This window comes from Candidatus Contubernalis alkalaceticus, assembly GCF_022558445.1.
GTDB classification, from domain to species: Bacteria; Bacillota; Dethiobacteria; order SKNC01; family SKNC01; genus Contubernalis; species Contubernalis alkaliaceticus.
This window is the reverse complement of sequence record NZ_CP054699.1, coordinates 886,083-912,951: the sequence shown is the minus strand read 5'-3', so window position 1 is coordinate 912,951 and position 26,869 is coordinate 886,083. Positions and strand designations below refer to the sequence as shown.

The following is a 26,869-nucleotide window of genomic DNA, read 5'->3' as shown; positions in this document are numbered from 1 at the left end:
TCCAAAAAAAACCAATATAATATAGAAAGCATTACACTTAATTAACAAAGTAAGAGGCCGGGGCTTTTAACTAAAACCCCGGCCTTTTATACTTCTTCAACTGTGGCATATTTAATAATCTTTTCCCGATCCATAGCGTAAACCTCATCAAAAAGCGTCCTCTTAAATGAAGCAGGTAAGTTTTCTTTTTCCGCCGCCACCTCCGCTGCGATACCCAAACACACCAGCCCCGAAAGAGAAGCCAATAGAGAATCATTAACTACACTGGCAAAAGCTCCAATTATTGAACCCAAAATACAACCTGTTCCGGTGAGCTTAGAAAGCAGTATGTGTCCGTTTTTAACGCAAAAGGTTCTTTTCCCATCAGAAACCCAATCTACTGCACCGGTCATTACCACACAGCTTCCTGTCTGGTCAGCCAGCATTTTAACAACTTGCCGGGGCTCACCACCCACATCAACAGAATCTACCCCCCGCACTTGAGCCTTCAAGCCCGCCAAAACAGATATCTCCCCCGGGTTACCTTTAATGATATCTATTTTCAGTTCATTTAAAAGCCGTTGTGAGGCTTGAGTCCTCATAACTGTTGCTCCTGCACCTACCGGGTCAAAAAGCACTGGAATACCTTCTTGGTTAGCCCTTCGCCCGGCTTTTACCATAGATTCCACCAGGTCTTTGGTCAGGGTACCCACATTCAGGATCAAACAATCTGCCATGGAAACCATCTCCTCCACCTCCTGAATAGCATGGGCCATCACCGGAGAACCTCCTATGTGAAGAGAGATATTAGCACAATCATTCATAACCACCTGGTTGGTAATGTGGTGTACCAGCGGAACCTGGTTTCTTACTTGTTCCAATAAATCAGCAATAGTTTTATACATATTCAACATTTTCGTTCCTCCTTAAATTGGGTGGCTTAGTTAAGTGCTGCCTTTTTCCGACAGGCACCCCCTATATATTACCTTCCTTGTAATTAAATATTATGTATGATACCTCAGATGGCAAAAAATAAAACCGCATCCATCAGGAGAATGCAGCTTTTCTTAATCCACATCACCTTCCCTTCGCTGGAATTACCCAGTACAGCCCTGACTCAGACGGCATTCTCAGGTTCAAAGGGTCAGCAGGTCACACCTGCTTTCTCAGCTTCTTACAGAAGCTCCCCCAGTGCAAATATTTCTTTATTGTATGATTATTGTTTCTATTTTAACATAAATATTATTTTACGTTAATGATTATTTTACATATTCCTTATTATCACTACAGCGAAAGGTTGCTTATTTTGAACTACACCGCTAAGCCATGGATACGGTTCCATCGTCCAAGACTTCGGCCCTTCGCTCTTGCTCCGGTGACGCTGGAAACGTTCTCATGGCACCGCAAGAAAAAAAGCACCCGCTTTTTTGCGGGAGCCTTGACAACCTAATTATCCTGTTCAATAGCCCTTGGGACAATTTTTTAAATCACTTAATATTTTCCAGCATGGATAATATATCATTGTCCGATTTCTCATCAGCATTAATCATAACGACGAAACCGTTATTCCCACCGGGAAGCATCACATCACTGTGAAGAGAGCCAGCCTCATGGGCTTGAGAGGGAGAAAACACGATGGCATCTATTTTATCCCCCGTATCGTCAACATCCACCACTTTATAACCTTCCTGTTTTAATCTCCTGCCTACTTCATCCAACCCATCCTGCACCATTACTACCAGTTTAGTCATTTACATTGTTCCTTTCTTCAAATAGAGCTTGTATGTGATTCATATTAATTATACTAATTATTATTTCCAAAATAATTTAATATAAAAACTATTGTTTCGCAGCTTGAATTCTTTCAATTACTGGAGGATGAGAGTACAACACTAACTTAACCAAAGGATGAGGTTTTACAGTAGATATATTAGCCTCCGCCAACTTCTGTTTCAGGGTAACAAAAGATGCCGAATCATGGGTTAAAGATAAGGCCTCCTGATCCGCCTGACGCTCAAATACCCGGCTTATACCATTTTGAAAGGGCATGGATATCATTGACAACAGCAGAAAAAACAAAAGTGCCAGGGGAATTATACTCAACCCACCGGTTACCCCCATCAAATCCAGCAGCACCTTCAGCAGATAGAGGGAAAGGAATGTTCCAATGATACTCATTAAAATATTTTTAACAATATGGTTATAACGCCAGTGACCCATTTCATGGGCAATAACCACCATTACCTCCTCAGGAGTAAAACTTTTGACGAGAGTATCGTACAAAACAATTCTCTTGGTCCTTCCCAGCCCCGTAAAATAGGCGTTGGCTTTATGGGTGCGGCGGCTGGCATCTGCCACCAGGATTTCATCCACCTCAATTCCTGCCCGATCTGCCATATCCACTATTTCCACAGACATTGCTTCATCTTTCAGGGGAGTAAAATTATGGAAAAGGGGATCAACAATTACCGGGTATAAATAGGTCCCCAGCAGAAGAAATAAAGAAAAACCTATCCCCGCCAAAACCCACCAGCGCTGGGGCCAGTGAGTAAAAATAAGATATAAGGCGGTCAACCCAACGGTGTTAATGGATAAGGAAATTATCATGGACTTTATGTAGTCTCCAAACCAGGACCCCACGGTCTGGTTAGAAAGTAAAAAGCGATGTTCCACCACGAAACCCCGGTAGAAATCCAGGGGTAGAGTAATCAAGTTTAAAAATAATAAGAAAAGGAGAATATAACCGGCAGCTTCCTTCAAGGAGGGCCGATAGTCAGCACCTAAGTAACGCAAAAATAATAAAGAAGCTGCACCAAAAACGGCAGCATTCAATACCTGACCAGCCAGGTAACAGGTCAAGCTTACCCTTTCATATTCCAGGGCTCTCTGCAAAAAATCAGGACTAAAATAGTGCAGCGTCTCTGCGTCAGGCCTGACCCCAATCATAAGCCCCACCTGTACTGCTCCTAAAACCATAAGAGCCCCCGCCCCAAGTAAAATCCAGATGTACACTGCATTCAAAGGTATTTTCCCCCTCAATTTATCCCCGCCTTTTTTTATAATTTAACCACCAAAAGAAAAAAATATTTTACAGACATCCCGGAGTGTTCAATACTTTAGCCAAAATAATACTTTGCCGGCCCCAAAGGATTCGATATAATAATTATAATCTTAATTTAAATATAATAAAAATAACGAACAAAAATAACTATAAAAAAAATATTTTCTGGAGGATTGCTATGAAAATTCTGGTTGATGCTGATGCCTGCCCAAAAAAGGTTTTGGAAATCTGTATTAGGCTGGGGAAAAAATACTCAATACCGGTTTGGACTGTGGCCAGTTTCAACCATAACATAAACTTTGAAAATCATATCTTGGTAGGTAATGCCCCCGAGGAAACTGATGTCAAATTGATGAACATATCTCAGCCCGGCGACATAGCCATAACTCAAGACTGGGGACTGGCGGCCATGCTGCTGGGAAAATACGTCAGATGCCTCAGCCCTTCTGGGCAGGAATTTCTTAAGGAAAATATTGATTTTCTTTTGGAAGAAAGAGCGCTAAAAGCTAAATACCGGCGGGGAGGCGGTAGGACCAAAGGCCCTAAAAAACGAGCAGATATAAATGACGAAAAATTTGAACTCCGTCTGGAAAAACTGTTACAAAAAAAAAGCCCGTGATATTTTCCCGGGCTTTAATTACTCCCAAAAAAAAAACAGGTTATTAAAAACCTGTTTTTATAGACAAATTTTAGATTTATTCTTCTTCCTCTTCTTCTTCGTCAGCCTCTTCTTCCTCTTCTACTTCTTCTTCCTCTTCTTCTTCCTCTTCTACTTCCTCTTCCTCTTCGTCAACCTCTTCTACTTCATCCTCTACTTCTTCAATGTCATTAACTTGTTCTTCGACGTCCTCTTCTACATCGTCTTCCACGTTCCCACCACAACCAACAAATAGACATGCGAAAGCCAGCATTAAAACTAAACCGAGAACCAAAAGCTTTTTCTTCATTATAAACTCCTCCTATTTCTGTAGCAGCAGCCCATTTATGTATAAATTCCTAATTGGGTTTCTGCATATATTGTTCTGTACCACTTAACAAAGTAATACATTTTACTACTTGTTTTGATTTTAAAATATTTCTTGGAACCACTTCTAAGCTACAATTAATCAGAATTTAAACCCCTCGTTGCTAACAAATTAAGTACATTATCCCCCCAGTTTACGGCTATAGATTATATTGTCTTTGCTTAAACCAGGTAGGTTTTGTATGTCATTTTTCCCCTGGGCACCCCCTCCTTAACAACAGCTGTGTTTGGCAAAGATAAAACTTTAAAGAACCAAAAACAACTTACATTTTACATTATATTATTTTAACCGCAATTTGTCAAAAAATATTTTGGTAAATCTGTAAATAATACCAACTCGCTGCTTTCATCATACCACAATTCTTTAATATCTCCTTCTGTAAACAGCAATATTCTAAAACGGTATCAATAATTGATGCTTTGAAAAGTCCCAGGATTTAAAGTAAAGTAAGGACTATATTCGTTTTCGCAGCATAAAACCAACCACAAGCCAAAAAAGAAAAATAACGGCTACAAAAAACAGCATAGTATGAGCCCCTAACCTGGCAATCAAGGGCATGGAAGCCGCAGTAAAAAGACCTCCACCCACAATAGGTTCAAATAACAGTTGTTTATAGCCGAATGCCTCCAGGGCATTGCTCCGGTTATCGGGATCAGCCAGGCGAATGAGAAGCAAACCTGTGGCTGTCATCCCCATGGACTGCCCCAGGTCCCCAATCCCTCGCTCAAACCAATGATGTTTAATCAGCCGGGGAGCTAGAAACAGAAAAGCTGTGAGATTCCATGTAATTCCGATAAGCGAGAGTAAAACCATGGCTTCCCAGTAATCTACCAAAACCCCCAGGCTCAAACTCCCCAGAGAAGCAACGATTAAAAAATCTAAAGAAAGCCCCTGCAGCCGATTAATTTGCTGTCGATCAATTTCCAGGGTATTTTCAAAAAGACGGTGATATAATATTTGTACCAATATACCTCCAATCATAGCTAGAGGGAAAAGTGGAACAAATTCCATTATTCCCTCCCATCCAAAAGGAGAAAAAAGCAGGCCTTCCAGATAAATCAACAGTTCCAGCATAAGATACCCTATACCCACCGCCGCCCCCACCAGGGCCAGGTGCAGAGAAAGGGGTTCTATGGACTCAGGAAGAAAACCCTTTTCCTCATTTACCTCTTCCCTATCTTCAAATTCTGTGCAGGTATCCTCCCTCCGGAGAATTTCTACCGTCTCTCTCTCTTTTATTATATTTTTTCTAGAAGCCCAATTGACCAGCACAATTCCCGCCAAAACCCCAACCATTATACCCACAGTAGCCAGGCCCAAAGCTAAATCCTGCCCCTGTGGCCATCCCAGTGCTTCAAAGGTAGGTCCAAGGCCGGCAGCAGTGCCATGCCCCCCTTCAAAACCAATTTCAATTAAAGCCCCAGCAATAGGGGGAAGCCCCAGTAAAGGAGTTAACACAAAAATACCGGCAAGAATTCCGAATAAATACTGTCCCCAAGCCAGTGTCTGCCCAAAACAAACCTGAGGCCCAGACAGCCTCCAGATTTCCTTAAGGGGGGGAAGATCCTTTCCAATAAATAGAGAGGCAAAAATAATATTTATCAAATATGCAGGCAAAACGGAAAGAAGAGCCCACATACCTGTTAAATCCCGCAGTACTGGTAATGATAGGGCATAGGGACCGATAAAAAGAAGAAATAATCCCCCAATAACGGAACTAGGCAAAAATAGCTTTTGCAGCAGAACAATTTTTAATCGTAAATATTTTCCAATAACCAGGCTGACTGATAACACCAGAAGGGTTACGGCAAAGAGTTGTATATCCATTTTATTCCCTCCTCAAATTATTTAAAAAAGCAAAAGCCGGGCAAAGTTATTAATCAACCTGCCGGCCTTCTATACATTTTTTATAACTAATTTCTTTAGACCTTATACGAAATCATACCATAAAAAATGCAATCATGGAAAATTTTTTATGTATTTTTTTAAGAAAATAACTAAAAGCCTTTAGAACTGGGCACAATGATAATAAAGAAAACCATAAAATATTCGCTTTCCCGTAAAGGGAAATATACTGTTAATGTAGAAAATAAGTAAGGTGATTAAATAAAAATGTTTGTCAAAAATCTATCATATATCGTATTCTAACATTATAAAGGAGGGCTTAATATGTGTGAGTATTATTTCGATGAGGACCGGGCTTTAGCTTTCAAGATTAACTCCATTAACTCTGCATTTGTTTATGAAGAAGATCAAAACAACCCCAAGACCATTCTTGTCCACACCAATGTTAAAGTCACAAATTTTAAAAAAGAAAAAATTCGAAGAATTTTATCAGAAACATATCCCACCGATATGTACGACTTTGAATCTGCTGAAAAAGAATTTTCTAATAAACTTTTAGCAAAATTAATTGACGGGGCAAAAAAAATATCTGAACAGGAATACGAAACTATTAAAGCAAAAGTTGAAGCCAGTGCATAATTTATACATAATAACTAATGAACTTTAATTGGTTCCTGACAAAAACAAAACTTTTTTAAAACTATTATGATTAGAATTGACAAAACTAAAGGGTTTATAATTTTTTTGTAAAAGCACAGCTGCTGAGGTTGTGCTTTTTACTTAGGCTTAGCAGCTGGCATCAATATAAATTTTGCGCCTGCCAAATTCGCCCTCCCAAAGTAATAATAAACTGTAAAGAGTGAACACTAATCCCTCTGTTGATAAAAAATAGGATCATCAATTCCCGCTTGGGCAAAACCCCTTAGCCGCAGCCTGCAGCTGTCACAACGCCCACAGGCCTTGTCCTCTCCCTTATAACAGCTGTTAGTTAGATGCAGTGGGGCCCCATTTTCAAACGCCAGTTTGACGATATCCCCTTTGGTCAAATTAATTAACGGAGTTAATATCTTTATAGGACTGCCCTCCACACCGGATTTGGTGCCCACCTGGACTACTTTTTGAAAAGCTTGAATAAATTCTGGACGGCAATCGGGATAACCGCTGTAGTCAACAGCGTTCACTCCGATAAAAATAGATTGTGCTTCCACCACCTCACCATAACCCAGTGCATAACTCAAAAAAAGAATGTTCCGGGCGGGAACATAAGTAACAGGAATTTCTAAGTTCTCTTGAAAGTCCGGCACCTCTATGTTCAGATCCGTCAAAGCACTGCCTCCCACAGAAGCCAACTGTATAACCCGGTGCTCAGCGGCATGATAATAACTGGCAATCTGAGAAGCAAACTCCAACTCCCGCCGATGTCTCTGGCCATAATCATAGGATAGGGCATAAATTGTAAAACCCTCCTGTTGGGCTACGCTCATACAGGTAGTACTGTCTAGCCCTCCGGAGAGCAGCACCACCGCTTTTTTGTCAGTCATCTTTTAATGCTCCTTTATCTAAAAAATATTTATAGAATACACCTTTTTTCTACTTTTTCTTTCTAAAGTTATTATAACACGGAAAAAAAGATTATAAAAAAATCCTTTAGAAACTAAACAGTTAAAAACGAACATTAGGTCAAAGGGATATTTTTTTTCTAATAGTAAATGTTATAAAAAAGGCAAGTCATCTGGTTTATTTAATAATCTTACGAAAAAGGGTGTGAATAAAATCCCCAAGAAATATTTTACAGTAACAATCTTTGTGATACTCGCCCTGATTATTTCATTATTTTATGCCTTTGGCCGAGATTCAGACACCCCTCCCCGGACCACTCCTCCAGATCCAGTGAATGACCCCTATCAAAATGATAGGTCGGCTGCAGTGGATGAAAATTCTTTCGTGCGGGTAAGTTTTGAGGTCCTTCCGAAAAACCTGCAGGAATGGGTGGAAAACTCTAAGGAAATGAACCTGACCGGCCAGGAAAAGGAACAAGAAGGAAATCGATACATCCTAATCACCTATGGGATGAAACAAGAGGGGTATGAGGTGAAATTCAAAGAAGTGGGAGTAAACCGTGACATAATTGAAGCCGTTGTAGAATTCACCCATCCCAAACCTGGACAGGAAATTACCGACAACATCAATTATCCTTTCGACATCGTCTATACCAAACCCACAAACCTTCCTCTGGTATTTGTCCCCACCGGCGATGAGGAGCATATCATGTCCCTGGTGGGAATTAATGAATTGCGAAGAATTGCAGCTTCCTCCCCCGGCATCAAAGTATTTACACCGGCTCCTCAAGAACAGGTAGAGAGTACCTTTTTGGTTCAGGGTGTGGCCAACGTTTTTGAAGGAACAGTGCAGTACCGAATAAAAACTGCCAAAGGTGATGCTGCTTATAATAACTTTACCACCGCCGGTATGGGAGACTGGTATTTCTTTGAGATTCCCATAGACGTTCCGTCATCCATAATAAACGGTTCTGATTTCACTATAGAGCTTTTTTCGGAAAGTGCCAAAGACGGTTCAGAAGAAAATCTGGTGAGCCTTCCCTTAAATCTTAAGTGAACTCGTTTCAGCAAGCTAAAAACATCGGTGAATCAGTTGGAGACTCTACTCCACCTGATTAAAAACCCCACCTACGCTAACGCTTAGAGGTGGGGGCCTTATACCCTAAAAAAAAGAGATAAAAACGGAAGGTTTACCTGTCTTATAAAAAGTCGAATACTAATTTTTCTTTGTATTCTTCTGTATTTTTTCTTCTACCTTTTGCAGTATTTGCTCAGCTATGAATACAAATTCCTTGGCCTGATCCTCACTGACCTGAAGTGGAAAATCTGCCGGGTACCGTGTTTTCATGTAGTATTTATTCAAAGTAATACTATCTGCCCTGAAGGCCGAAAAATCCCTGTCCAACTGAGAGCACACCTTGTTTAGATATACCAGGGAATGTCCCTCCTTGAGACGGCCGCTCTTAAAAAGTATAAAGGCTTTATAAGCTTTTTCCACCGTTTGCTGAGCATGAAAGGACGCCAGGTTACAGGGGCCCCGATGCTTTACTAATATTTTCGCCGCTTCCAGATCCTGTCGAGACTGTTCCAGCCAATCGCAATATTTTCTGCTATCACCCATGTATAACCAACCCTTTCCGAAGGATCAAGCTGGCGAAAGTCCCTGAATCCTTGATACTCTCCTCCCATTCCAGGTGAGTATAAACGATAACATCTACAGAACAGGAAAAGTCCAGGCCTTCTTCGTCATATATATAGGAGTAAATGCTGTCTTCAATCTCATCTTTACTATTGTGAACATCCAACACCACACAGATATCAATGTCGCTATCCTCCGTGGCAGCGCCCAACGCTCGGGAACCGAAAAGCAAAATTTTAGCCGGGTTAAACTTATGTACTAGACCACTACTCAGCCTTTCCACCTCTTTGTCAACGACCATAATAACACCCCCCTGGCAATTTTTTAAGTTATACCTGGGATTTCAAAAGGCCTTCAGGAATCCCACCGTGTTATCTATAAACCGTTTCAACTACTGTCTTTTCAACCTCGACAAATGTATGTTCCTATTATAGCATATTTAAGTTATTTTTTCTATTTTTTAGGAAGTATTTTTTATTTAATATGGATTTTATGCAGTTGGTCTAGATTATAAGGGGTTTCCTGATAAACATGATAGTTCAACCAGTTTGCAAACAAGAGATTAGCATGGCTTCTCCAGTACACCACCGGAGTTTTTTGAGGATTATCCCCGGGAAAATAGTTTTTTGGTATATCAATTTTTAATCCTTTACTGCAATCCCTTATGTACTCATCCTTCAACGTCATTGGGTCATATTCCGAGTGTCCTGTAACAAAAACCTGACGCCCATCCCCCGCGGCCACAATATATACTCCAGCCTCTGGGGATTCTGCCAATATTTCAAGCTTCGGCACATTTTCGATGTCCTGTCTCCTCACCTCGGTATATCGAGAGTGGGGGGCATAAAACACGTCGTCGAAGCCCCGAAGTAGAGGCACCTTTTCCCGACAGGCAGAGTGGGGAAAAACCCCAAACATCTTGGCATCCAGAGGATACTTAGGAATGCCATAATGATGATACAATCCTGCCTGGGCCCCCATACAGATATGTAAAGTGGAATATACATTGGTTAAAGTCCAATCCATTATTTCCTGAAGTTCTCTCCAGTAGTCAATCTCCTCATATTTTAGATGTTCCACAGGAGCCCCGGTAATCACCATACCGTCAAACTTTTGTCCCTTCAGCTGGTCAAAGGTTTTATAGAACCTAAAAAGATGCTCCTGAGGAGTATTTTTAGAAATATGCCCCTCTATCATGAGAAAATAAATATCCATCTGCAGCGGGGAGTTTCCCAATAGACGCAAGATTTGTGTCTCAGTAACCATTTTCACAGGCATCAAGTTTAAGATTATAATATGAAGCTCTCTAATATCCTGGTTGAAAGCCCGTTTTTCCGTCATTACGAAAATGTTTTCCTTTTGCAGTATTTCCACAGCAGGAAGATTATCGGGTACTTTGATGGGCATAGTAACACCCCTTTCCAGATAGTTTTTGAAGCATAAATATTATTGACAACCTTCTTATAACTTCCGGGACTCCTGAACCAGATCCGCCAGAGTATAAGAATCTAAAACACTGGAAACAGAATCCCTTACCTCGGTCCAAATTTTACGAGTCACACAGAGTTCCCATCGACTGCATGCCTCCGGGTCCAACTCACTTACACAATCCACAGGAGCAATGGGCCCCTCCAATACCCGGATAATATCCCCTACAGTAATATCTTCCGGAGCTCTCTTTAATATATATCCCCCTTGAGAACCCCTGACACTCTTAATCATCCCCGTCCTTTTCAGAGGAATCAAAAGCTGTTCCAGGTAACGCTCAGAAATCCCTTGTTTCTCAGCTATGATATGCATGGCTAACGGACCGTACCCCATGTGAGCAGCTATCTCCAACATGGCTCGAAGTCCATACCTTCCCTTGGTCGACAGTTTCATAAATTTCCACCCTTCAAAAATAATAATCTTAACAAACTTTTGCTTGACAAGTGAACTCGTTTCAGCAAGCTGAAACATCGGGGAATCAGGTGGAGACTCTACTCCACCTGATTATAAGCCCCACCTACGCTAACGCTTAGAGGTGAGGGTCTTATACCCTAAAAAAAAGAGATAAAGTTAGCGAGTATATCTCTCACCTCACTGGCTTCTCAGTGCTTCCATAGGGTCTAAGGACGAGGCCCGAATTGCCGGGTATAATGCAGCTAGCACTCCTACCAAAAGGGGAAAACCTATGGATACTCCCAAAATATACCATGATACTTGCGCTGTCCAATGGGAGGGCACAACAGACACAAATTGATCCAATATAAAATTGCCCATAAGTGATATTACCCATCCTGCTGCTGCTCCCAATATTCCGCCGGCCAGACATATCAAAACTCCCTCTAAAATAAACATTTGAAAAATCTTACTTCCAGAAGCTCCTACCGCCTTCATCATCCCTATTTCCCGGGTACGTTCAAACACCGACATCAGCATAATATTCATAGTGCCCAGGCCCCCCACAAATAGGGCTACCAGCATCACCATAAAAAACATGTTCTGTCCTGTTTCAATCAGATTCTGAAGGGTTCCCATTACCTGTGCGGAGGTTACCGCCTGCACATCAGGAATAGCCTGCACATTCTCAATGGTCTCAGGAATCAAACCTGTATCCTCCACCTGGATATTTACCATAGCCACACGATCCTCTAAATGTAAAAGCTTTTGGACTGTCTCCATGGTAGTGAATGTAGAAAAATCGTCTTTAGATCCGGTTTTTTCTAAAATACCTACTACCGTTAGTGTCAACGGTTCTCCTGCCACCGAAACCTGCAGGGTTTCCCCTAAGGCCATTTCCTTTCCAGGAGATTCAACATCCCATTCAGGAGATAAACCAAAACAGCAGGGGGACCACCATCTCCAAAAATCATTTTCCTCCCCTCTACGGGCATAAAAATCCACCATCCCGCTGCCCAAAACTGCTTCTCCAAATTGTTCAGGAAATCGTCCCTCTATAATCCACCCGGGTTTTAACTCCAGTTCCTCTGAAGTAACTCCCAATAGAGGGAGAGAAGAATCCTCATACCGGTAAGTACCATGAAGGCCGGGAGATACAACTTTAATATTAGGAAGACTGCGTATCTGTTCTACCACTTCTTCCGGTAGGGTAGCTGAAACCTGACTGCCGCTCATAATTACCGCTACTGCTTCGTAAGGACAACCTTTGGCTACCGCCACTACCTGAGAACCCATGAAATCCAGTTCCGATCTCATCCCCAATTCATAATTTTCCCGTAGAGACAACATGCTAAATAGAGCTGCTGCAGCTATGGCTATACCCAAAATAGATAAAGCAGAACGAATTTTTCGCCTTTGTATACCGTCCCACACAATTACCATAATGTTCATAATGTATTACCTCAACATCCTTTAATTCAGGGAAAATACCCAAACCCTGGTCATTGGAATATCCCACTGTCTCCATTACAATAAAAAATATAAAATTATTATAATCCAACCCGGAGCCCTTCAAAGGGTGATAAGGACACCCAGGGGCGGACAGCCGGACTCCGGATTGGAAATTTTTTTACTATTGCAGTAAAAATATATACTTAACTATTCCTATGATATTAATAGGGTTTTGATTCATAAAAAATCCGGACATCCGGACTATAAACAGTATATCATAAGCTTTGCTATTTTTATAGTTTTTTCCCATACCATCTACTTCAAACACTTCCATCAAGATTTAAAGGTTTAGTAAAAAAAAAAGGGGCCGCAAAAAACCTGCGGTTTTAAACGGCCCCAGCCCTTGACATTCTTTATATAAAACCAGGAAGAAAGGTGGCTAGAGATGGAAAGATAATCAATAGGGCAATACATATAATTAAAGCCAAAAGGAAAGGCCAAATCCCCTTAAAAATAACCTCCAGGGGAACATCCTTGGCAACCCCCTTGATTATATAAACATTCATCCCCACCGGCGGAGTAATAACACCCATGGCCACTACCATTACAATAATCACCCCAAACCACAGTGGGTCATACCCCAGGGTGGTTACCGCTACCGGATAGAAGATGGGGATAGTCAACAATATCAAAGCCAGAGCATCAATAAAAAATCCCAACACCAGGTATATCAGTAAAATGATAGCCATTACCAATGAAGGGGGCAGAGGTAATGCTCCGGCCCAACTGGCCAGTTCAAAGGGGATCCTGCTCATGGCCATAAAACGACCAAAAATAACAGCTCCAGCCACCAGCAGCATAATCATAGCAGTGGTGCGGGTAGAATCAGCCAATGCTTTTTGAAAGCCCTCGAGCTTTAATTTTCTGCTCAGAACAGTAAGGGCCAATACACCAAAAGCTCCTACCGCCCCCGCTTCCGTGGGAGTAAACCATCCTTTAAAGAGGCCCCCCAAAGAAATTAAAAATATTACCATAACCTCCCACAAGCCCCCCTTAAGAGCACCAAACCTTTCACTCCAGCTAAACCGAGGACCGACAGGGGCCAGCTGGGGATTTCGAAGGGCCAGCAGGAAAATGGTCAGCATATACAAACACATCAGCATAAGACCGGGGATGATACCAGCAATAAAAAGCTGACCGATGGACTGTTCCGTAGATATTCCATAGATAATAAAGATTACGCTGGGAGGAATTAATACCCCCAGGGCCCCACCAGCGGCCACGCTGGCAGTGGACAGAGAAGGATCATAATTATATTTTTTCATTTCTGGTAAGGCTATTGCCCCAATGGTAGCGGCAGTTGCCGTATTGGAACCACACACCGCACCAAAAAGAGCACAGGTTGCCTGGGTAGCTATGGCCAATCCCCCGGACAGGTGTCCTACCATTTTATAAGCGAATGCATAAAGCCTGGACCCAATACCTGAGTGAAAAGCCAGAAAACCCATAAAAACAAACATAGGTATAACACTCAGAGAATAAGAAGCAAAGGTGGAATAGATATCTTTGGCCACCACTCGAAATGCTGCCGAAGGAGAGACCAGATATCCCAACCCCACAAATCCTACCAGGGACATAGCATAAGAAATGGGCATCTTTAATATCAAAAGTACAAAAAAAGCCAATATTCCAATTAATCCTATAGTTATTGGTTCCATTCCTTAACTACCTTTCTTATAGATTCTGTCAATTTTAGAAGGACCACCAGACACAAGGCCACAAAACCAACGGCCACCACGTAAATAAAGGGATAAAAAGGAGTTCTGGTAGTAGGGGACACTTCTCCACTGGCAATCATGCTTCCAGCGTAATCCATGATGTGCCAGGAGGAAAATAATAAAAAAATAAAAGAAATAAATCCTATAAATACTTCCACTAACTGTTGAATGCCTGGTGATAATTTTTCCAACATAAATCCTACAGAAATGTGAAAATCCTTCAAAGCACAGTAAGCTATAGCCAGTCCAATTAAAGAAGCCGTGAAAAAACCCACATACTCATAGGTGCCCAATATAGGACTTTTGAATAATTCTCTTAGAATTACATTAGCTACCACCAGAAACATAACTGAAACCAGTACCAACCCGGCAATCTTATCCAAAAAACTGCTGAGCTTTGTCACAAAACCGCTGAAATGCTCCATTTGGTAAAATCCTTTCTTCGTTATATAAAGGGCACAGGATACGGGCCGGTCATAGACCGGCCCGGTAAACAACCAATATTTTTCCTGCTGCCTTTTTTAAAAAAATCTACTTATAAACTTCGTTATATTGATCCGCCAGCCTCTTCACAATCTCCAGTGCCTCGCTGCCTGACAGGCCCTTTTCCTCCATCTCCTTTAGAAAGTCCTCCAGCACAGGTTCCGCCTTCTGTTTCCAACGGGCAGTCTCCTCATCAGAAAGAGTAATGACCTCCAGCCCTTCCTCTTCCACAGCATATTTTAGGCCAGATTCATTCTGTACATCCCAAAGGCTCATGGCTACCTCTTCAAAGAACTTTTCGTTGACTTCTTCAATAGCCTCCTGCAGATGGGGAGGTATAGAATCCCATGTATCCTGATTCATGGTCATGAAGAACAGAGTGTTGTACAAAAATGGAGTCAGTGTCAAATAATCGGTAACCTCTGCATGTTTCCATCCCTGCAGCACTTCCAGGGGTGAAAGATTTCCCTGCACCACACCTCTTTGCAATGACTCATAAGCTTCAGCCTGGGACATGGCTACGGGAGTAGCCCCCAAAACCTCTAACGTCTTAGCACTTAAACCGGTAGCCCGAATCTCCATTCCCTGAAGATCCTCTAATGTACGAACCGGCGTCTTGGTAAACAAATCTCCCGGTCCGGTGGCCAGTACCATCATCAGCTTAGTATCCTGTACTTCGTCGGGGTTTAGTTCCTGAATTCCCTCCCAGGCCACTTTGCTGGCAACTCTTGAATTGTTATACACGATTACCGGAAGTTCAAAGGCCTCCAGCAGGGGAAAACGACCTCTTGTATAAGAAAAGCAAGAGACCCCGATATGTGCAATTTCACTAACTACCCCGTCATAAATGGCTTCTGCAGCCAAAAGGGTTCCCTGCGGATAGCTGATAACCTTTATTTGCCCGTCGGTGGCCTCCTCAATGGCAGCGGCCCAACCCTGTACTAACTCTGTCTCTGCCGGATGAGTGGCAGGGAAAAAGTGAGCCAGATTTAAAGTAAGATCTATTCGATCCCCATCTTCAACTACCTGAGGCTGTGAATCATCAGCAGAACAGCCCACAACCGAAACTAATAAAACAATAATCAAAAGCATACTGATGCGCCATATTATATTCTTCCGCAAAAAACATACCCCCACATATTTTATTCACCCGGCTTATTAGGTGCCGGCATTATATACCACACATAAACTTTTTCTACAACAACCAATAATATTCGGGCCTTTTAGAATTAATTAGCTTAAATTAATCAATCCTCCTTCCAAAGTAATAATATATAAAGATCCACCACATTTATAAAAATTTTTACCTTATTAGCTTCAACATTCCTACAATAAATCCTTTTATTTAACAAAAAAAATGCTGTAATCTCACAGCATCCTCTAATCTTTTATTTTATTGATATCTCTAAGATAAGCTCCAGAGATTACTGCTAGTTTTCTTAAACCCAATGAGTAGTAGTTAACAAATCTTTAACCACCTCCTGATCACAAAAAGGAATCTCCTGACCGGCAATTACCTGTTTAGTCTCGTGGCCTTTTCCTGCTATAATAACGATATCCCCGGAACAAGCCAACTCTAAAGCATATTCTATAGCTTTTTGGCGATCTAAAATGATTCGATAACAAGTTGAGTTCATCCCCCCCTCCAAAATACCTTCCTCAATTTCCCCTGCTATTTTTATAGGATCTTCGTGGTTCACATTGTCACAGGTAATTATGCAGTAATCTGCATTCCGGGCAGCAATAACACCCATTAATTTTCGTTTTCCCTGATCTTTGCCACCTTCACACCCAAATACTAATATTTTTTTGGTAAGGTTATTACCTCCATCAAAAGTTAATAACTTTAAAAGAGCATCAGGATTGTGAGCAAAATCCACAATTACCCGAAAATCCTGCCCACACTCTATTGACTGGAAACGGCCTGGGATGCCCTGTACCTCTGAGAGGGCTTTAATCATAATTTCAAAATCAAAATCATAGCACAAACCTACAGATAAGGAGGCCAGAGCATTATAGATATTAAACAGTCCGGGAAGCTTAAGCTCAACAGTAAATATTTTGCCCCCCAGGCTTACCTTGAAAACTGACCCAATGTCATTTAAAAAGAAGCCCTCTACCCGTATCCGGGCCCAGGGATTAAACCCATAGGTAATAACTTTGACTTTTTGGGGAACCGCCGCCAGCATAGAAGAACTGTGAGGATCATCAATGTTAATTACCGCATAACGCTGTTCTGTGGAGTCATGCCCCCATCTTGACTGATACTGAAAAAGTTTTTTCTTCGCATTAACATAATTGCTGAGATTTTGATGTAAATCAAAATGATCCCGAGTAAGATTTGAGAATACCGAAACATTAAAATCACAACCGGTTACCCTGTGCATTTCCAGTGCATGAGATGAAACCTCTAAAACAGCAGTATCTATTTTCTGCTCCAACATCTGACAGAAAAGCCTTCCCAGGTCAATAGAATCGGGAGTAGTGTTTACTGCTGGAAGTATAAGGTCATGAATCTTATAATTTATGGTCCCGATTAGTCCAGTCTTATGCCCGGCCTGGCGAAAAATAGCTTCGGTTAAATAAGAAATAGTAGTCTTCCCGTTGGTGCCGGTAATCCCTACCAGATTTAACCGGCTGGAAGGATAATGAAAATACTTCTGCACAGCTAAAGCCTGGGCTAAACGGGAATCTTTAACCAGCAGCTGAGTAACCGGAAGATTAAGTTTTCTCTCCGTAATTACGGCGGCTGCACCTTTTTTAACCGCCTGTTCTGCATACAAATGTCCATCCTCTGTGTATCCGGATACGCAAATAAATAAAGCCCCCGGCTTAACCCGGGCGGAATGGTTGGTTATATCAGTCACTTCAATGTCCTTGTAACCAAGGACTTTTACCGGTTTAACTTCATTAACAATTTCCCTTACCCTCATAACCATCACCTTTTCCATTCAAATGATGTAAATCTAAAAATCGTTTTTATCTATGAATTCTTTTGTTTTAAATGTCTCACCTAAAACCCAACTTAAATCTGTAAAAATATTCGACAACGCTTCAAAAAATTGTAACCTTTTTGACCCCAGTTCCAAAATCTATAAGCTGAAGAATTAAAAACCAGGTCGTACTCTCCCAAAAATTCTATCTCCTTGCCCCCAAAACGGCTTTTAAATATTTTTAAGCCATTAAGAGAACCTTCTGCTTGGGCCTGGTTTATAATACCCCCCAGGTCATAAAAACCCAGTCCCTTTTGAACTGCCGAGGATATCAGCTGCCATGTTATCAAGTAAGAAGCACCTGAATCCATACCGACCCTACTGCTGCCTGCGTAAAGGTCCCAAACCCCCCGACGGAATACTACTGCCAATGCCGTTGACACCGGTTCTCCCTCCAGGTATGCCATGGAGAGTAAAAGATTACCTGTAGGATACAGAAGCCTCCAAAGATTCTCATAATATTTTTGGCCCCGAAGTAAAAAACCATTTCGGCTGGCGGTAGCCTGAAGTAAACCATAAAACTCAGATAAATGTTCCCTCCCCCCCCATCTTACTTCCACCCCATTTTTTTCAGCCTTTTTTATCTGACGCCTGCAGCTTTTTTTTAATAGTTTCCACTGCTCCCCTGAGGTTTTTTGTAACGGGATCCGCCAAACCCATTTGGGCTGTATTCCCCCAAAGTTATTGGTCATTGGAACCCGTTGAAAATTAGCCCTTTGAAAAGCGTCTGTTACAAAATCTCCCGGAAGTTCAGGGTCGATCCGCCAGAAAGCAGCCTTCTCCCGTTGAGCTATGGGTTTAATGCCCCGAGAGAAAAGAGCAAGAACATCAGGATTTCTATAGTCTAGAACCGGGCCCCGGGGAGAATAAAAAAATGACAGGCCTCCAGCTCTCCGCTTCAGAAGGGACACCGCTCCTAAAGCTTTCCCTCTGCTTTCCAATAAGAAATGGAAGGGCTGCCACCCCCCCATTTCCTTTAGTTGAGCCCATTCAAAAGTTTGGAATATATTTCCTAACTCCGAATTTTCTAAAAATCGTTGAAAATCCATCTTTTCATCAGCGGTTACTTGCCGCATCCAATAATGCTCTTTATCGTGCAGCAGCTTAGTTTCCAAAGGTAAGGTCATTTTTCATCCTTCTCCCGTTTCAGGTATTAATTTTCCGATTCTACTATTATACAAATTTATCATCCCTCCCGGAGGGCTTAAAGCATCTCGAATCAATTCCGCTTCTTCCAGTTCAACAGGACCTTCATAAAGCTGCCTGGCTTTAAAAATAAAACCTGACACGGTTACTTTTTCTTCAGCTAAACCTCTTGCCAAATCAATAATTTCAGGCCTCCCAAGGTTTTGTAAATTCTTACATGCAAAAATGATAATATTCTGCATACTGTTTGGGGAATTTTTACGGCTGGCAAAAACATATATCTGTTGAAAAATAGTCCTTAAACTTTTCAAAACCGAAGAAAAAAGAAAACTGTTTGTACCGGCCAGGGAACCATTAAAATTGATAGCAAGAAGTCCCTCTTCATTCAGTTTGTTTTTAATTTCTTGAAAAAATTCTACCGTAAACAGATGGTGAGGTATTGTACGGGAATAAAATGCATCCAGCAGAACCAAATCTGCAGGGTCCACAGTATTTTTTATGTACTCCCTACCATCTCCAATGATTATTTTATGCCGGTCATCTTGGGAAAGAAAAAAATACTTATAAGCTATATTCACCACTTCTGGATCTATTTCCACGGTTCTAAAAAATATTTCCGGATAGTCTTTTAAAAAAACCTTGGGAACTGCTGCCCCCCCCAACCCAATCATAATAATATCTTTAATCTGAGGATTAAAAATCCAGGCTAAATGAAAATAATCTGCATAAGGAACCCCAGTATCAAGAGTGTCATCAAGAGACATACGGCTCTGATAAATGTCCTCCGGCCGTTGAAGATGAAGAGGACAGGAGGGATCTTTAAAAACAAGATACCGATACCCTTTCTTATCGATCACCTGTATATAACTGTAACTACTTTCTTTCTTGTACACAATCCGCCCTTGTTCCCGCCAGCCTTTAATCCAGTAGGCCGGTTTTTTAAAACATTGTGGCAGCCGTCTCCAGATATTTTTAAGGAGCAACTTTTTTAGCCCTCCTTAGGCAAGTTAAAAAAGACATGTTAAAAAAATGGTGCGCCCGGTCAGGAATCAAACCTGCGTCATCCGGCTAAGATACCGGTGCTCTTTCCACTGAGCTACGGGCGCCTTTAAAACTTCATTACTATTATGTGATAAAATGTTTCAAATTATCGCAATAAATAAATACCAGTTATGGACTTTAATTTTACGTTTGCTATTTTTGAAAACCTTTTTCACCACTTGACATAATACAGTGCCTGATGTACAATTTGGATGGTGTAATAATAAGCAATGCAATGATTTTTAGAGATATCTGGAATATTTAAGTCATATTTTTGTTTTTCTAGGTTTTTACAGTGAATCATGTAGCAATTTCACCAAATATAAGAACTATCTTCAAAACTAAAGCAGAACATCAAAGAATGAACAGAGCAGGGTAAAAAAACTAAGTTTGGCATTTACTCTCCCACTTAAACACAGAAGGGGGTGTGACACATTGTTAGAAATAAGATTTCACGGTAGGGGTGGACAAGGAGCTGTTACTTCCGCAGAGCTGTTGGCTCAGGCAGCCATTGAAGAAGGGAAATTTGCCCGGGCTTTTCCCAGTTTTGGACCGGAACGCCGGGGTGCACCAGTATCTGCCTTTTGCCGAATCGATGACAAGCCCGTAACCCTGCGGACCAGCATTGACAATCCTAATGTGGTGATTGTTCTAGATCCCTCTCTTTTCAGTGCCGTAGACGTAACCCGGGGCTTACAAGAAGACGGATATCTAGTAATAAACACCAAAAAAGAGCCGCAGCAGTTTATGTTTAAGGGTTTAAAACAGCTGGCCTCTGTAAATGCGACTCAGATTGCCCAGGAGATTCTGAATCGGCCCATCACCAATACGGTACTTCTGGGGGCTCTGTTAAGGATGCTGCCTGTAGTAAAGATTGAATCTCTTATTTCCGCTGTACAAAACCGATTTAGCGGAAAAGTTGCCATTTTGAACGTACAAGCCCTGGAACGGGCTTACGAAGAAACTCAAATTATATCCGGCAGTGACAGAGAAAGCTTTGAACAAACTGCACCATGCCAGGGAAAAACCTCTAAAGAGGATCTCGATTACCTGTGGACTGAATTGGCCCCAGGCCTTGTAGTCCCTCCCGGCAGTTCTAAAAATAACCTTACCGGCGACTGGAGGTCCTCTCTTCCGGTGATGATGAAAGAACGATGTATTCAGTGCGGACTCTGCTGGGCCTTCTGCCCCGATGCTGCACAGAAACAAGACTCTGAGGGTTATTTCTTTGTAGACTTAGACTATTGTAAAGGTTGTGGCATTTGCGCCAAAGAATGTCCCACAGGTGCAATTCATATGGAAAAGGAGCTTGAACTGTAATGGCAAAACGCGTTGGAATGGAAGTATCCATTGCCGCGGCAGAAGCGGTAAAGCAGGCTGATGTGGATGTAGTCGCAGCTTATCCCATTACACCTCAGACGCATATTGTAGAAAAATTATCAGAATTCGTAGCCAACGGCCAGTTGGATGCAGAATATGTCACCGTTGAATCGGAACATTCCGCCATGAGCGTAGCCATAGGTAGCCAGGCCTCAGGAGCCCGAACCTTTACCTCAACCAGCTCTCAAGGACTGGCTCTGATGAGCGAACTGGTTCCCATAGCTTCTGCACTAAGACTGCCCATGGTCATGCTTTTGGTCAACCGTTCCCTCTCCGGGCCCCTCTCTATCTGGAACGACCACAGCGACGTAATGTCCATCAGGGACAGCGGGTGCATTCAACTGTTTGTTAAAAACGGCCAGGAGGTTTATGACCACGTATTTATCGCCTACCGGATTGCAGAAAAGCATAATGTCCTGCTGCCGGTAATCATCAATATGGACGGGTTCATTCTTTCCCATACCTTTGAATCCGTGGAATTGATGGAGGACCATGAACTAAAAGGGTATATCCCTCCCTATGTACCTGCAGCTACCCTCCATCCCGACAAACCCTTAACCATGGGGGCTTATGCCACCCCGGCATTGTATACGGAGGCTAAAAAAGCTCATGATGAGGTTTTAAAAGCTTCCCAACCTGCTATTGTGGAGGCCTGGGAGGCCTGGACACGACTCACCGGACGCCATTACCATCCGGTGGAAGAACTCTACTGTCAGGATGCGGATACGATATTAGTCAGCATGGGAAGCCTCAGCGAAACTGCTGCGGAGGCTGTTAAATTAATGCGTAAGCAGGGACAAAAAGTTGGACTTTTAGAACTCAGGATGTGGCGCCCGTTCCCCTTTGAAGAGTTTTCCCGGGCAGCTGCCGGAGCGAAAAAACTGGTAGTCATGGACCGGGCCGTTTCCTCTGGAGGGCCCGGAGGTCCAGTGGCATCAGAAATCCGTTCCGCCCTATACGGCATAAAAAACCCTCCCCAGGTAGACAGCTATATCATCGGCCTGGGAGGCAGAAACGTCACCATAGAGGACTATGTCCAAATGATTAAAGGGAAAAAGACAGATTGTATTCCGGGAATATACCCGGGTTCAGGTTCAAATTATGAAATCTTCGGAGCCAGGGGATAAACATGATGTAATGTGGCTCCATGCCGCCGGTTAGGCATCGGCGGCACCAGAAATATAAAAATAAGACAACAGGACCAATCCCCTTGTCTTATTACAAAAGTCAAGTAAGGAAAGGGTTAATGCCATGAGCGATGCAAATGTATATGCAGTAAAAACACTGACTTCAAAAGAATACTTTGCTCCAGGACATCGGGCCTGCTCCGGATGCGGGCAGGCCGTGGCCGTGCGCATGGTCCAGAAAGCCTTAGGCCGCAATGTAATTATGGCCAGCGCTACGGGATGCATGGAAGTAGTTTCCTCTCCTTTCCCCCAGAGTTCTTGGGAAATACCCTGGATCCACGTGGCTTTTGAAAATGCCGCCGCTGTGGCCAGCGGTATTGAAGCAGGACTAAAAGCCCAGAGACGCAAAGGTAAAATTGACGGGAGAAAAATCACTGTAGCAGCCATGGCCGGGGACGGCGGGACGGCTGACATCGGCCTGCAGGCCCTATCCGGGGCCCTGGAGCGGGGGCATGACTTCCTCTATGTCTGCTACGACAATGAAGCCTATATGAACACCGGTGTGCAGAGATCTTCTGCCACACCCTTTGGCGCTGCCACTACCACCTCTCCCGCCGGCAGTGTCAACAGCGGACAGCTGACCTGGAAGAAAAACATGATGCGCATCACTGCCGCCCACGATATCCCCTATGCCGCTACCGCCTCCCCCAGCCATCCTCTGGATCTGGTGGAGAAGATTAAAAAGGGTATGGAAACAAAAGGCCCTGCATACATTCATGTCCTGAGCCCCTGCCCCCCGGGATGGGGAATTTCTGCCGAGGACAGCATACAGCTGGCCCGGCTGGCTATTGAAACAGGAATATTCCCCCTGTTTGAGATTGAAAAAGGGAGACACAAAATAACTGTGGAGGTTGAAACCCTGGTACCTGTGGAGCAGTATTTGAAAAAACAGGGAAGGTTTAAACGCCTCAGTTCGGAAATGGTGGAAATGATTCAGCAGCGGGTTTGTAAACAATGGCAGGAACTTAAAAGTAATTCTCAAGACAAAAGCTGCATCAAACCAAATAATGATGCAGAAACAGTTCTCCCAGAATCCGAAGGAGAAATGGAGGCAGGAAAAATATTCAGGATTAAAGCGGGAGCAACAGCGTAACCGATCTGTTCATTTAAACAATAATTATCATAAACCGTCTTGATTACAAAATAAGACAACAATGGAAAGCTGGTAATCAATTTTTGTTTGGCTGTTTTGATTAAAAAGCAAAGGATGAGTTCCTATGGATAATAAAACCCTTGTTGACAAGGTAATAGAAAAATATCAGGGTGATTCCCGAGAAGTCCTGGAAATTCTTCTAGATATCCAGGGAGAAAAAAGATATCTCCCCAAAGAGGCTTTGAACTACGTAGCTGAAAAACTGGATATCCCGGTGACCAGGCTTTACCGAATCGCTAAGTTTTACGAGGCCCTCAGCCTAAAGCCCATGGGTGAATGCCAGGTCCACGTGTGCACTGGAACCGCCTGCCACGTAAGGGGAGCCTCCCGAATCCTGGATGAACTGGAACACCAACTGGGAATTGACCCTGGCGAAGTCACTGAAGATCAGAGCTTCGGCTTGAAGACGGTGAACTGTGTGGGAGCCTGCGCCCTGGGCCCAGTGGTGGTGGTAAACGGAGAACACTATGGGAATATGTCCGCCTTAAAAGTAGGTAAACTGGTGAAGGAATATTCAAAAGAACAAAAAGATAAAGAAAAAAAACAGGCTTAAAATATTTCCCTCAACAAGAGAAAGAGGTGAATCCTTTTGAACAGGTTGACTTCCGTAACAGACCTGGAAAGGCTTCAAAGAGAACTGGTTTCCCAAAACAGTCCGGAGAAACCTACCATAACGGTCTGCCAGGGCACCGGCTGTAAAGCCTATGCCAGTGGAAAAATTCATAAGGCCTTTGAAAAAGAACTGGCTTCCCGGGGCCTCACGCAAAAGGTTAGTTTAAAATCCACCGGCTGCCACGGCTTTTGTGAACAGGGGCCCATCGTGGTCATCCTTCCGGAAGAAATTTGTTACTGCCGGGTAAAACCGGAAGACATTGCAGAAATCGTGGAAACTACCGTGGTGAAGAAAAAAACAGTGGATCGACTGATCTTTACTGACCCCGTCAGCGGGGAAAAATATGCCCATGAACAGGAGATTCCCTTTTACAAATACCAAAGGAGGGCCATCTTCGGCAAAAACCGTCTGGTGGACCCCAAAAATATTGAAGACTATATCACCCTGGAGGGCTACAGTGCCCTGGCCCATGCCCTGACCCGAATGAACCCGGAGAAGGTAATGCTGGAGGTAAAGAAAGCTAATTTAAGAGGCCGAGGTGGTGCCGGTTTCCCCACCGGCATTAAATGGGAAACTACTCAAAAGGCCCCAGGAGAAACAAAATATGTGGTGGTAAATGCCGATGAGGGCGACCCCGGAGCATACATGGACCGAAGCCTACTGGAGGGAAACCCCCACCTGGTCTTAGAGGGGCTGGCCATCGGAGCCTATGCCATAGGTGCCCGGGAGGGATATGTATTTGTGCGTCAGGAGTATCCCCTGGCCTTGGAAAATATAAATGCAGCCGTCCAGCAGGCCAGAGATTACGGACTGTTGGGAAAAAATATCCTGGGAACAGGTTTTGATTTTGATGTCAAAGTGAAGCGGGGAGCGGGGGCTTTTGTCTCAGGAGAATCCAGTGCCCTGATTTCTGCCATTGAAGGCAGGGCAGGGGAACCTCGACCCAAACACGTCAACGCTGCTGTCAGTGGGCTTTTTGGGAAACCCACCAGCCTGAACAACGTGGAAACCTGGGCTAACGTCCCACTGATTATGAACAAGGGAGCCCAGTGGTACAGCTCCATTGGCAGCGAAAAGAACTCAGGGACCAAAATATTCTCATTGGTGGGGAAGGTTAACAATACCGGACTAATTGAAGTTCCCATGGGAACCCCCTTAAGAACTATTATTTATAATATCGGCGGAGGCATTAAAGAAGGTAAGAGATTTAAAGCAGTCCAGACTGGAGGTCCCTCCGGTGGCTGCATTCCGGAACAGCATCTGGATATTCCCGTAGATTTTGACTGCTTAAGCCAAATGGGCTCCATGATGGGTTCCGGCGGAATGATTGTCATGGACGAAGACAGCTGTATGGTGGATGTTGCCAAGTATTTCATGCAGTTCTTAAAAGAAGAATCCTGCGGCAAATGCATCAGCTGCCGAGAGGGTATCAGTAAAATGTATGATATTTTGGAAAAAATAACTCTGGGGGAAGGCTGTGAAAGAGACCTGGAACAGCTGGAAAACCTGGCCTGGATTACGGACCATGCTTCCCTCTGTGCCCTGGGCCGCACCGCTTCCAACCCGGTGCTCAGCACTCTGAAATATTTCCGGGAGGAATATGACGCCCATATCCAGGATAAACGATGTCCAGCCGGTGTCTGTAAATCACTGATTAGCTATACCATCGACCCGGACCGGTGCAACGGCTGCGGACGCTGTCAGAAAGTATGCTCTGTCAACGCAGTAGAAGGGGAAAAAGGTTCCCCCATGTCTATTAATAAAGAGTTCTGCATCCGCTGCGGTATATGCCAGGAGGCCTGCCGATTCAAGGCGGTGTCCGTAGAATAGTTAAAAAATATTAGACTTGTGAGGGTTGAAAATGATCAATTTAACCATTAACGGAAAGCAGTATACAGCCCCAAAAGGCCAAAACCTGCTGCAGGCGGCCCTGGACAACGGGATCGAAATCCCCCACCTCTGCTACCACGAAAACCTTTCCTCCTATGGAGGCTGCCGCCTCTGCCTGGTGGAGGTGACCAAGGGAGGAAAAGTTGAGCTGACCACCTCCTGCACCTATCCTGCAGACCAGGGAATTCAGGTAGAGACGAACACACCAAAGGTCAGAAAAGCCCGCCGTCTCATGATGGAGCTGATTTTGCCCATGGCTTTAAACTCCCCGAAAATTCAGGCCCTGGCCAGGGAACTGGGAGCAGAATGCCTCCCCTCCCCCAGCAGTAAAAAAGCAGACGGCTGCATCAAATGCGGCCTCTGTGTTAGAGCCTGTGAAGAGCTGGTGGGTGCCAACTCCATCACCTTTTCCTCCAAAGGTTCGGAACGGAAAATAGTTCCCCCCTTTGAAGAGGAATCCGAGAAATGCATCGGGTGCGGCACCTGTGTCCATGTATGTCCCACCGGCTGCATAACTATGGAGGACCTGGGCAGGAAGAGAAAACTTAAACGATGGAACAGAGTATTAAACATGAAAACCTGCACAAAATGCAGCAATGCTTATATCCCAACAGCCCAGGTAGACTTCTACCTTAACAGGACCGGAGATGCCGCCCTAGAAGATTGGTTCAAAGTATGCCCCGACTGTCGGTAAAGATAAAAAACCTCTTTTATTATAATGAAATAGATGACTTGATTTTATTTCTCCCTGGGAAAAGTGAACT

The 26,869-nt window shown here is 43.3% G+C and carries 26 protein-coding genes, 1 tRNA gene and 1 pseudogene; 10 read left to right on the top strand and 18 right to left on the bottom strand.

The genetic code is table 11. The annotated features are described in order from the left end of the window. Positions 1–86: 86 nt before the first annotated feature. The 3 genes from thiM to HUE98_RS04375 form a co-directional block, all read right to left on the bottom strand. Entirely contained in the window at positions 87–890 is an 804-nt protein-coding gene (gene thiM, locus HUE98_RS04385) for a hydroxyethylthiazole kinase (protein WP_318036542.1), read from the bottom strand. A gap of 576 nt (positions 891–1,466) precedes the next feature. Further along, the gene (locus HUE98_RS04380) at positions 1,467–1,730 is read right to left on the bottom strand and encodes a YkuS family protein (protein ID WP_241422650.1); all 264 of its coding nucleotides are present in this window, start codon (positions 1,728–1,730) and stop codon (positions 1,467–1,469) included. Between the two features lie 88 nt (positions 1,731–1,818). Further along, complete coding sequence (locus HUE98_RS04375; protein WP_241423497.1) at positions 1,819–2,991, bottom strand: M48 family metallopeptidase; 1,173 nt, start codon at positions 2,989–2,991, stop codon at positions 1,819–1,821. 227 nt (positions 2,992–3,218) lie between these two features. Here HUE98_RS04375 and HUE98_RS04370 point away from each other — a divergent pair, with 227 nt between their 5' ends. Beyond that, positions 3,219–3,659: a YaiI/YqxD family protein gene (locus HUE98_RS04370; protein ID WP_241422649.1), complete on the top strand. Its 441-nt coding sequence runs from the start codon at positions 3,219–3,221 to the stop codon at positions 3,657–3,659. A 76-nt stretch (positions 3,660–3,735) separates the two neighbouring features. On the opposite strand, the gene HUE98_RS04365 is transcribed toward HUE98_RS04370, so the two are convergent. Both HUE98_RS04365 and HUE98_RS04360 read right to left on the bottom strand, forming a co-directional pair. Next, on the bottom strand, positions 3,736–3,987 hold the full coding sequence (locus tag HUE98_RS04365; protein WP_241422648.1) for a hypothetical protein: 252 nt from the start codon (positions 3,985–3,987) through the stop codon (positions 3,736–3,738). A 531-nt stretch (positions 3,988–4,518) separates the two neighbouring features. Further along, positions 4,519–5,892: a sodium/glutamate symporter gene (locus HUE98_RS04360; protein WP_241422647.1), complete on the bottom strand. Its 1,374-nt coding sequence runs from the start codon at positions 5,890–5,892 to the stop codon at positions 4,519–4,521. A gap of 342 nt (positions 5,893–6,234) precedes the next feature. Between HUE98_RS04360 and HUE98_RS04355 the strand changes: the two genes are divergently transcribed. Then, positions 6,235–6,549, top strand: a complete 315-nt coding sequence (locus tag HUE98_RS04355) for a hypothetical protein (RefSeq protein WP_241422646.1) — start codon at positions 6,235–6,237, stop codon at positions 6,547–6,549. A gap of 227 nt (positions 6,550–6,776) precedes the next feature. Here HUE98_RS04355 and queC read toward each other — a convergent pair whose 3' ends face one another. Next, positions 6,777–7,451, bottom strand: coding sequence for a 7-cyano-7-deazaguanine synthase QueC (gene queC / locus HUE98_RS04350; RefSeq protein WP_241422645.1), 675 nt, complete (start codon positions 7,449–7,451; stop codon positions 6,777–6,779). Between the two features lie 223 nt (positions 7,452–7,674). Here queC and HUE98_RS04345 point away from each other — a divergent pair, with 223 nt between their 5' ends. Further along, the gene (locus tag HUE98_RS04345; protein WP_241422644.1) at positions 7,675–8,526 is read left to right on the top strand and encodes a Gmad2 immunoglobulin-like domain-containing protein; all 852 of its coding nucleotides are present in this window, start codon (positions 7,675–7,677) and stop codon (positions 8,524–8,526) included. A 159-nt stretch (positions 8,527–8,685) separates the two neighbouring features. Here HUE98_RS04345 and HUE98_RS04340 read toward each other — a convergent pair whose 3' ends face one another. The 12 genes from HUE98_RS04340 to HUE98_RS04285 all read right to left on the bottom strand — a co-directional run bounded on the left by HUE98_RS04340 (position 8,686) and on the right by HUE98_RS04285 (position 19,947). Continuing rightward, complete coding sequence (locus HUE98_RS04340) at positions 8,686–9,090, bottom strand: HEPN domain-containing protein (RefSeq protein WP_241422643.1); 405 nt, start codon at positions 9,088–9,090, stop codon at positions 8,686–8,688. After that, positions 9,083–9,409, bottom strand: a complete 327-nt coding sequence (locus tag HUE98_RS04335; protein ID WP_241422642.1) for a nucleotidyltransferase domain-containing protein — start codon at positions 9,407–9,409, stop codon at positions 9,083–9,085. The genes HUE98_RS04340 and HUE98_RS04335 overlap by 8 nt, the downstream gene beginning before the upstream one ends. 173 nt (positions 9,410–9,582) lie before the next feature. Continuing rightward, positions 9,583–10,515, bottom strand: a complete 933-nt coding sequence (metA, locus tag HUE98_RS04330) for a homoserine O-acetyltransferase MetA (protein WP_241422641.1) — start codon at positions 10,513–10,515, stop codon at positions 9,583–9,585. A gap of 54 nt (positions 10,516–10,569) precedes the next feature. Further along, entirely contained in the window at positions 10,570–10,989 is a 420-nt protein-coding gene (locus HUE98_RS04325; protein ID WP_241422640.1) for an RrF2 family transcriptional regulator, read from the bottom strand. Between the two features lie 198 nt (positions 10,990–11,187). Next, positions 11,188–12,441, bottom strand: a complete 1,254-nt coding sequence (locus HUE98_RS04320) for an ABC transporter permease (protein ID WP_241422639.1) — start codon at positions 12,439–12,441, stop codon at positions 11,188–11,190. Positions 12,442–12,854: 413 nt separating this feature from the next. Continuing rightward, the gene (locus tag HUE98_RS04315) at positions 12,855–14,159 is read right to left on the bottom strand and encodes a TRAP transporter large permease (RefSeq protein WP_241422638.1); all 1,305 of its coding nucleotides are present in this window, start codon (positions 14,157–14,159) and stop codon (positions 12,855–12,857) included. Beyond that, on the bottom strand, positions 14,147–14,716 hold the full coding sequence (locus tag HUE98_RS04310; protein ID WP_241422637.1) for a TRAP transporter small permease: 570 nt from the start codon (positions 14,714–14,716) through the stop codon (positions 14,147–14,149). The genes HUE98_RS04315 and HUE98_RS04310 overlap by 13 nt, the downstream gene beginning before the upstream one ends. A 34-nt stretch (positions 14,717–14,750) precedes the next feature. Continuing rightward, positions 14,751–15,824 carry a TRAP transporter substrate-binding protein gene (locus tag HUE98_RS04305; RefSeq protein ID WP_241422636.1) on the bottom strand — a complete coding sequence of 358 codons (1,074 nt, stop codon included), beginning with the start codon at positions 15,822–15,824 and terminating at the stop codon, positions 14,751–14,753. A gap of 317 nt (positions 15,825–16,141) precedes the next feature. Then, on the bottom strand, positions 16,142–17,635 hold the full coding sequence (locus tag HUE98_RS04300; protein ID WP_241422635.1) for a UDP-N-acetylmuramoyl-L-alanyl-D-glutamate--2,6-diaminopimelate ligase: 1,494 nt from the start codon (positions 17,633–17,635) through the stop codon (positions 16,142–16,144). A gap of 92 nt (positions 17,636–17,727) precedes the next feature. Then, on the bottom strand, positions 17,728–18,822 hold the full coding sequence (locus HUE98_RS04295; protein WP_241422634.1) for a lipid II:glycine glycyltransferase FemX: 1,095 nt from the start codon (positions 18,820–18,822) through the stop codon (positions 17,728–17,730). 3 nt (positions 18,823–18,825) lie between these two features. Next, entirely contained in the window at positions 18,826–19,824 is a 999-nt protein-coding gene (locus HUE98_RS04290; protein ID WP_241422633.1) for a spermidine synthase, read from the bottom strand. A 47-nt stretch (positions 19,825–19,871) separates the two neighbouring features. Further along, positions 19,872–19,947: transfer RNA gene (locus HUE98_RS04285), tRNA-OTHER, on the bottom strand. 370 nt (positions 19,948–20,317) lie between these two features. Between HUE98_RS04285 and HUE98_RS17960 the strand changes: the two are divergent. From HUE98_RS17960 to HUE98_RS04255, 7 genes and pseudogenes are all read left to right on the top strand, one after another. Further along, positions 20,318–20,854, top strand: a pseudogene (locus HUE98_RS17960) (pyruvate ferredoxin oxidoreductase subunit gamma); the annotation flags it as partial. Positions 20,855–20,944: 90 nt separating this feature from the next. Next, positions 20,945–21,202, top strand: a complete 258-nt coding sequence (locus HUE98_RS17955; RefSeq protein ID WP_407080300.1) for a 4Fe-4S binding protein — start codon at positions 20,945–20,947, stop codon at positions 21,200–21,202. Then, positions 21,202–22,389 carry a transketolase C-terminal domain-containing protein gene (locus HUE98_RS04275; protein ID WP_241422631.1) on the top strand — a complete coding sequence of 396 codons (1,188 nt, stop codon included), beginning with the start codon at positions 21,202–21,204 and terminating at the stop codon, positions 22,387–22,389. The genes HUE98_RS17955 and HUE98_RS04275 overlap by 1 nt, the downstream gene beginning before the upstream one ends. A 124-nt stretch (positions 22,390–22,513) precedes the next feature. Further along, the gene (gene porB, locus HUE98_RS04270) at positions 22,514–23,542 is read left to right on the top strand and encodes a pyruvate synthase subunit PorB (RefSeq protein ID WP_241422630.1); all 1,029 of its coding nucleotides are present in this window, start codon (positions 22,514–22,516) and stop codon (positions 23,540–23,542) included. A gap of 124 nt (positions 23,543–23,666) precedes the next feature. Next, positions 23,667–24,155: an NADH-quinone oxidoreductase subunit NuoE family protein gene (locus tag HUE98_RS04265; protein WP_241422629.1), complete on the top strand. Its 489-nt coding sequence runs from the start codon at positions 23,667–23,669 to the stop codon at positions 24,153–24,155. A gap of 36 nt (positions 24,156–24,191) precedes the next feature. Next, positions 24,192–26,045, top strand: coding sequence for an NADH-quinone oxidoreductase subunit NuoF (locus HUE98_RS04260; protein WP_318036519.1), 1,854 nt, complete (start codon positions 24,192–24,194; stop codon positions 26,043–26,045). Between the two features lie 31 nt (positions 26,046–26,076). After that, on the top strand, positions 26,077–26,799 hold the full coding sequence (locus tag HUE98_RS04255; protein ID WP_241422628.1) for a 2Fe-2S iron-sulfur cluster-binding protein: 723 nt from the start codon (positions 26,077–26,079) through the stop codon (positions 26,797–26,799). The last annotated feature ends 70 nt before the right edge of the window (positions 26,800–26,869 follow it).

Coding starts and splice junctions, on each gene's coding strand:
- HUE98_RS04265 (WP_241422629.1), top strand. CDS start 23,667: ATGGATAATAAAACCCTTGTTGACAAGGTAATAGAAAAATATCAGGGT.
- HUE98_RS04320 (WP_241422639.1), bottom strand. CDS start 12,441: ATGAACATTATGGTAATTGTGTGGGACGGTATACAAAGGCGAAAAATT.
- HUE98_RS04295 (WP_241422634.1), bottom strand. CDS start 18,822: ATGACCTTACCTTTGGAAACTAAGCTGCTGCACGATAAAGAGCATTAT.
- HUE98_RS04275 (WP_241422631.1), top strand. CDS start 21,202: ATGGCAAAACGCGTTGGAATGGAAGTATCCATTGCCGCGGCAGAAGCG.
- queC (WP_241422645.1), bottom strand. CDS start 7,451: ATGACTGACAAAAAAGCGGTGGTGCTGCTCTCCGGAGGGCTAGACAGT.
- HUE98_RS04325 (WP_241422640.1), bottom strand. CDS start 10,989: ATGAAACTGTCGACCAAGGGAAGGTATGGACTTCGAGCCATGTTGGAG.
- HUE98_RS04340 (WP_241422643.1), bottom strand. CDS start 9,090: ATGGGTGATAGCAGAAAATATTGCGATTGGCTGGAACAGTCTCGACAG.
- HUE98_RS04335 (WP_241422642.1), bottom strand. CDS start 9,409: ATGGTCGTTGACAAAGAGGTGGAAAGGCTGAGTAGTGGTCTAGTACAT.
- HUE98_RS04300 (WP_241422635.1), bottom strand. CDS start 17,635: ATGAGGGTAAGGGAAATTGTTAATGAAGTTAAACCGGTAAAAGTCCTT.
- HUE98_RS04365 (WP_241422648.1), bottom strand. CDS start 3,987: ATGAAGAAAAAGCTTTTGGTTCTCGGTTTAGTTTTAATGCTGGCTTTC.
- HUE98_RS04380 (WP_241422650.1), bottom strand. CDS start 1,730: ATGACTAAACTGGTAGTAATGGTGCAGGATGGGTTGGATGAAGTAGGC.
- porB (WP_241422630.1), top strand. CDS start 22,514: ATGAGCGATGCAAATGTATATGCAGTAAAAACACTGACTTCAAAAGAA.
- HUE98_RS04315 (WP_241422638.1), bottom strand. CDS start 14,159: ATGGAACCAATAACTATAGGATTAATTGGAATATTGGCTTTTTTTGTA.
- HUE98_RS04255 (WP_241422628.1), top strand. CDS start 26,077: ATGATCAATTTAACCATTAACGGAAAGCAGTATACAGCCCCAAAAGGC.
- HUE98_RS04355 (WP_241422646.1), top strand. CDS start 6,235: ATGTGTGAGTATTATTTCGATGAGGACCGGGCTTTAGCTTTCAAGATT.
- metA (WP_241422641.1), bottom strand. CDS start 10,515: ATGCCCATCAAAGTACCCGATAATCTTCCTGCTGTGGAAATACTGCAA.
- HUE98_RS04370 (WP_241422649.1), top strand. CDS start 3,219: ATGAAAATTCTGGTTGATGCTGATGCCTGCCCAAAAAAGGTTTTGGAA.
- HUE98_RS04360 (WP_241422647.1), bottom strand. CDS start 5,892: ATGGATATACAACTCTTTGCCGTAACCCTTCTGGTGTTATCAGTCAGC.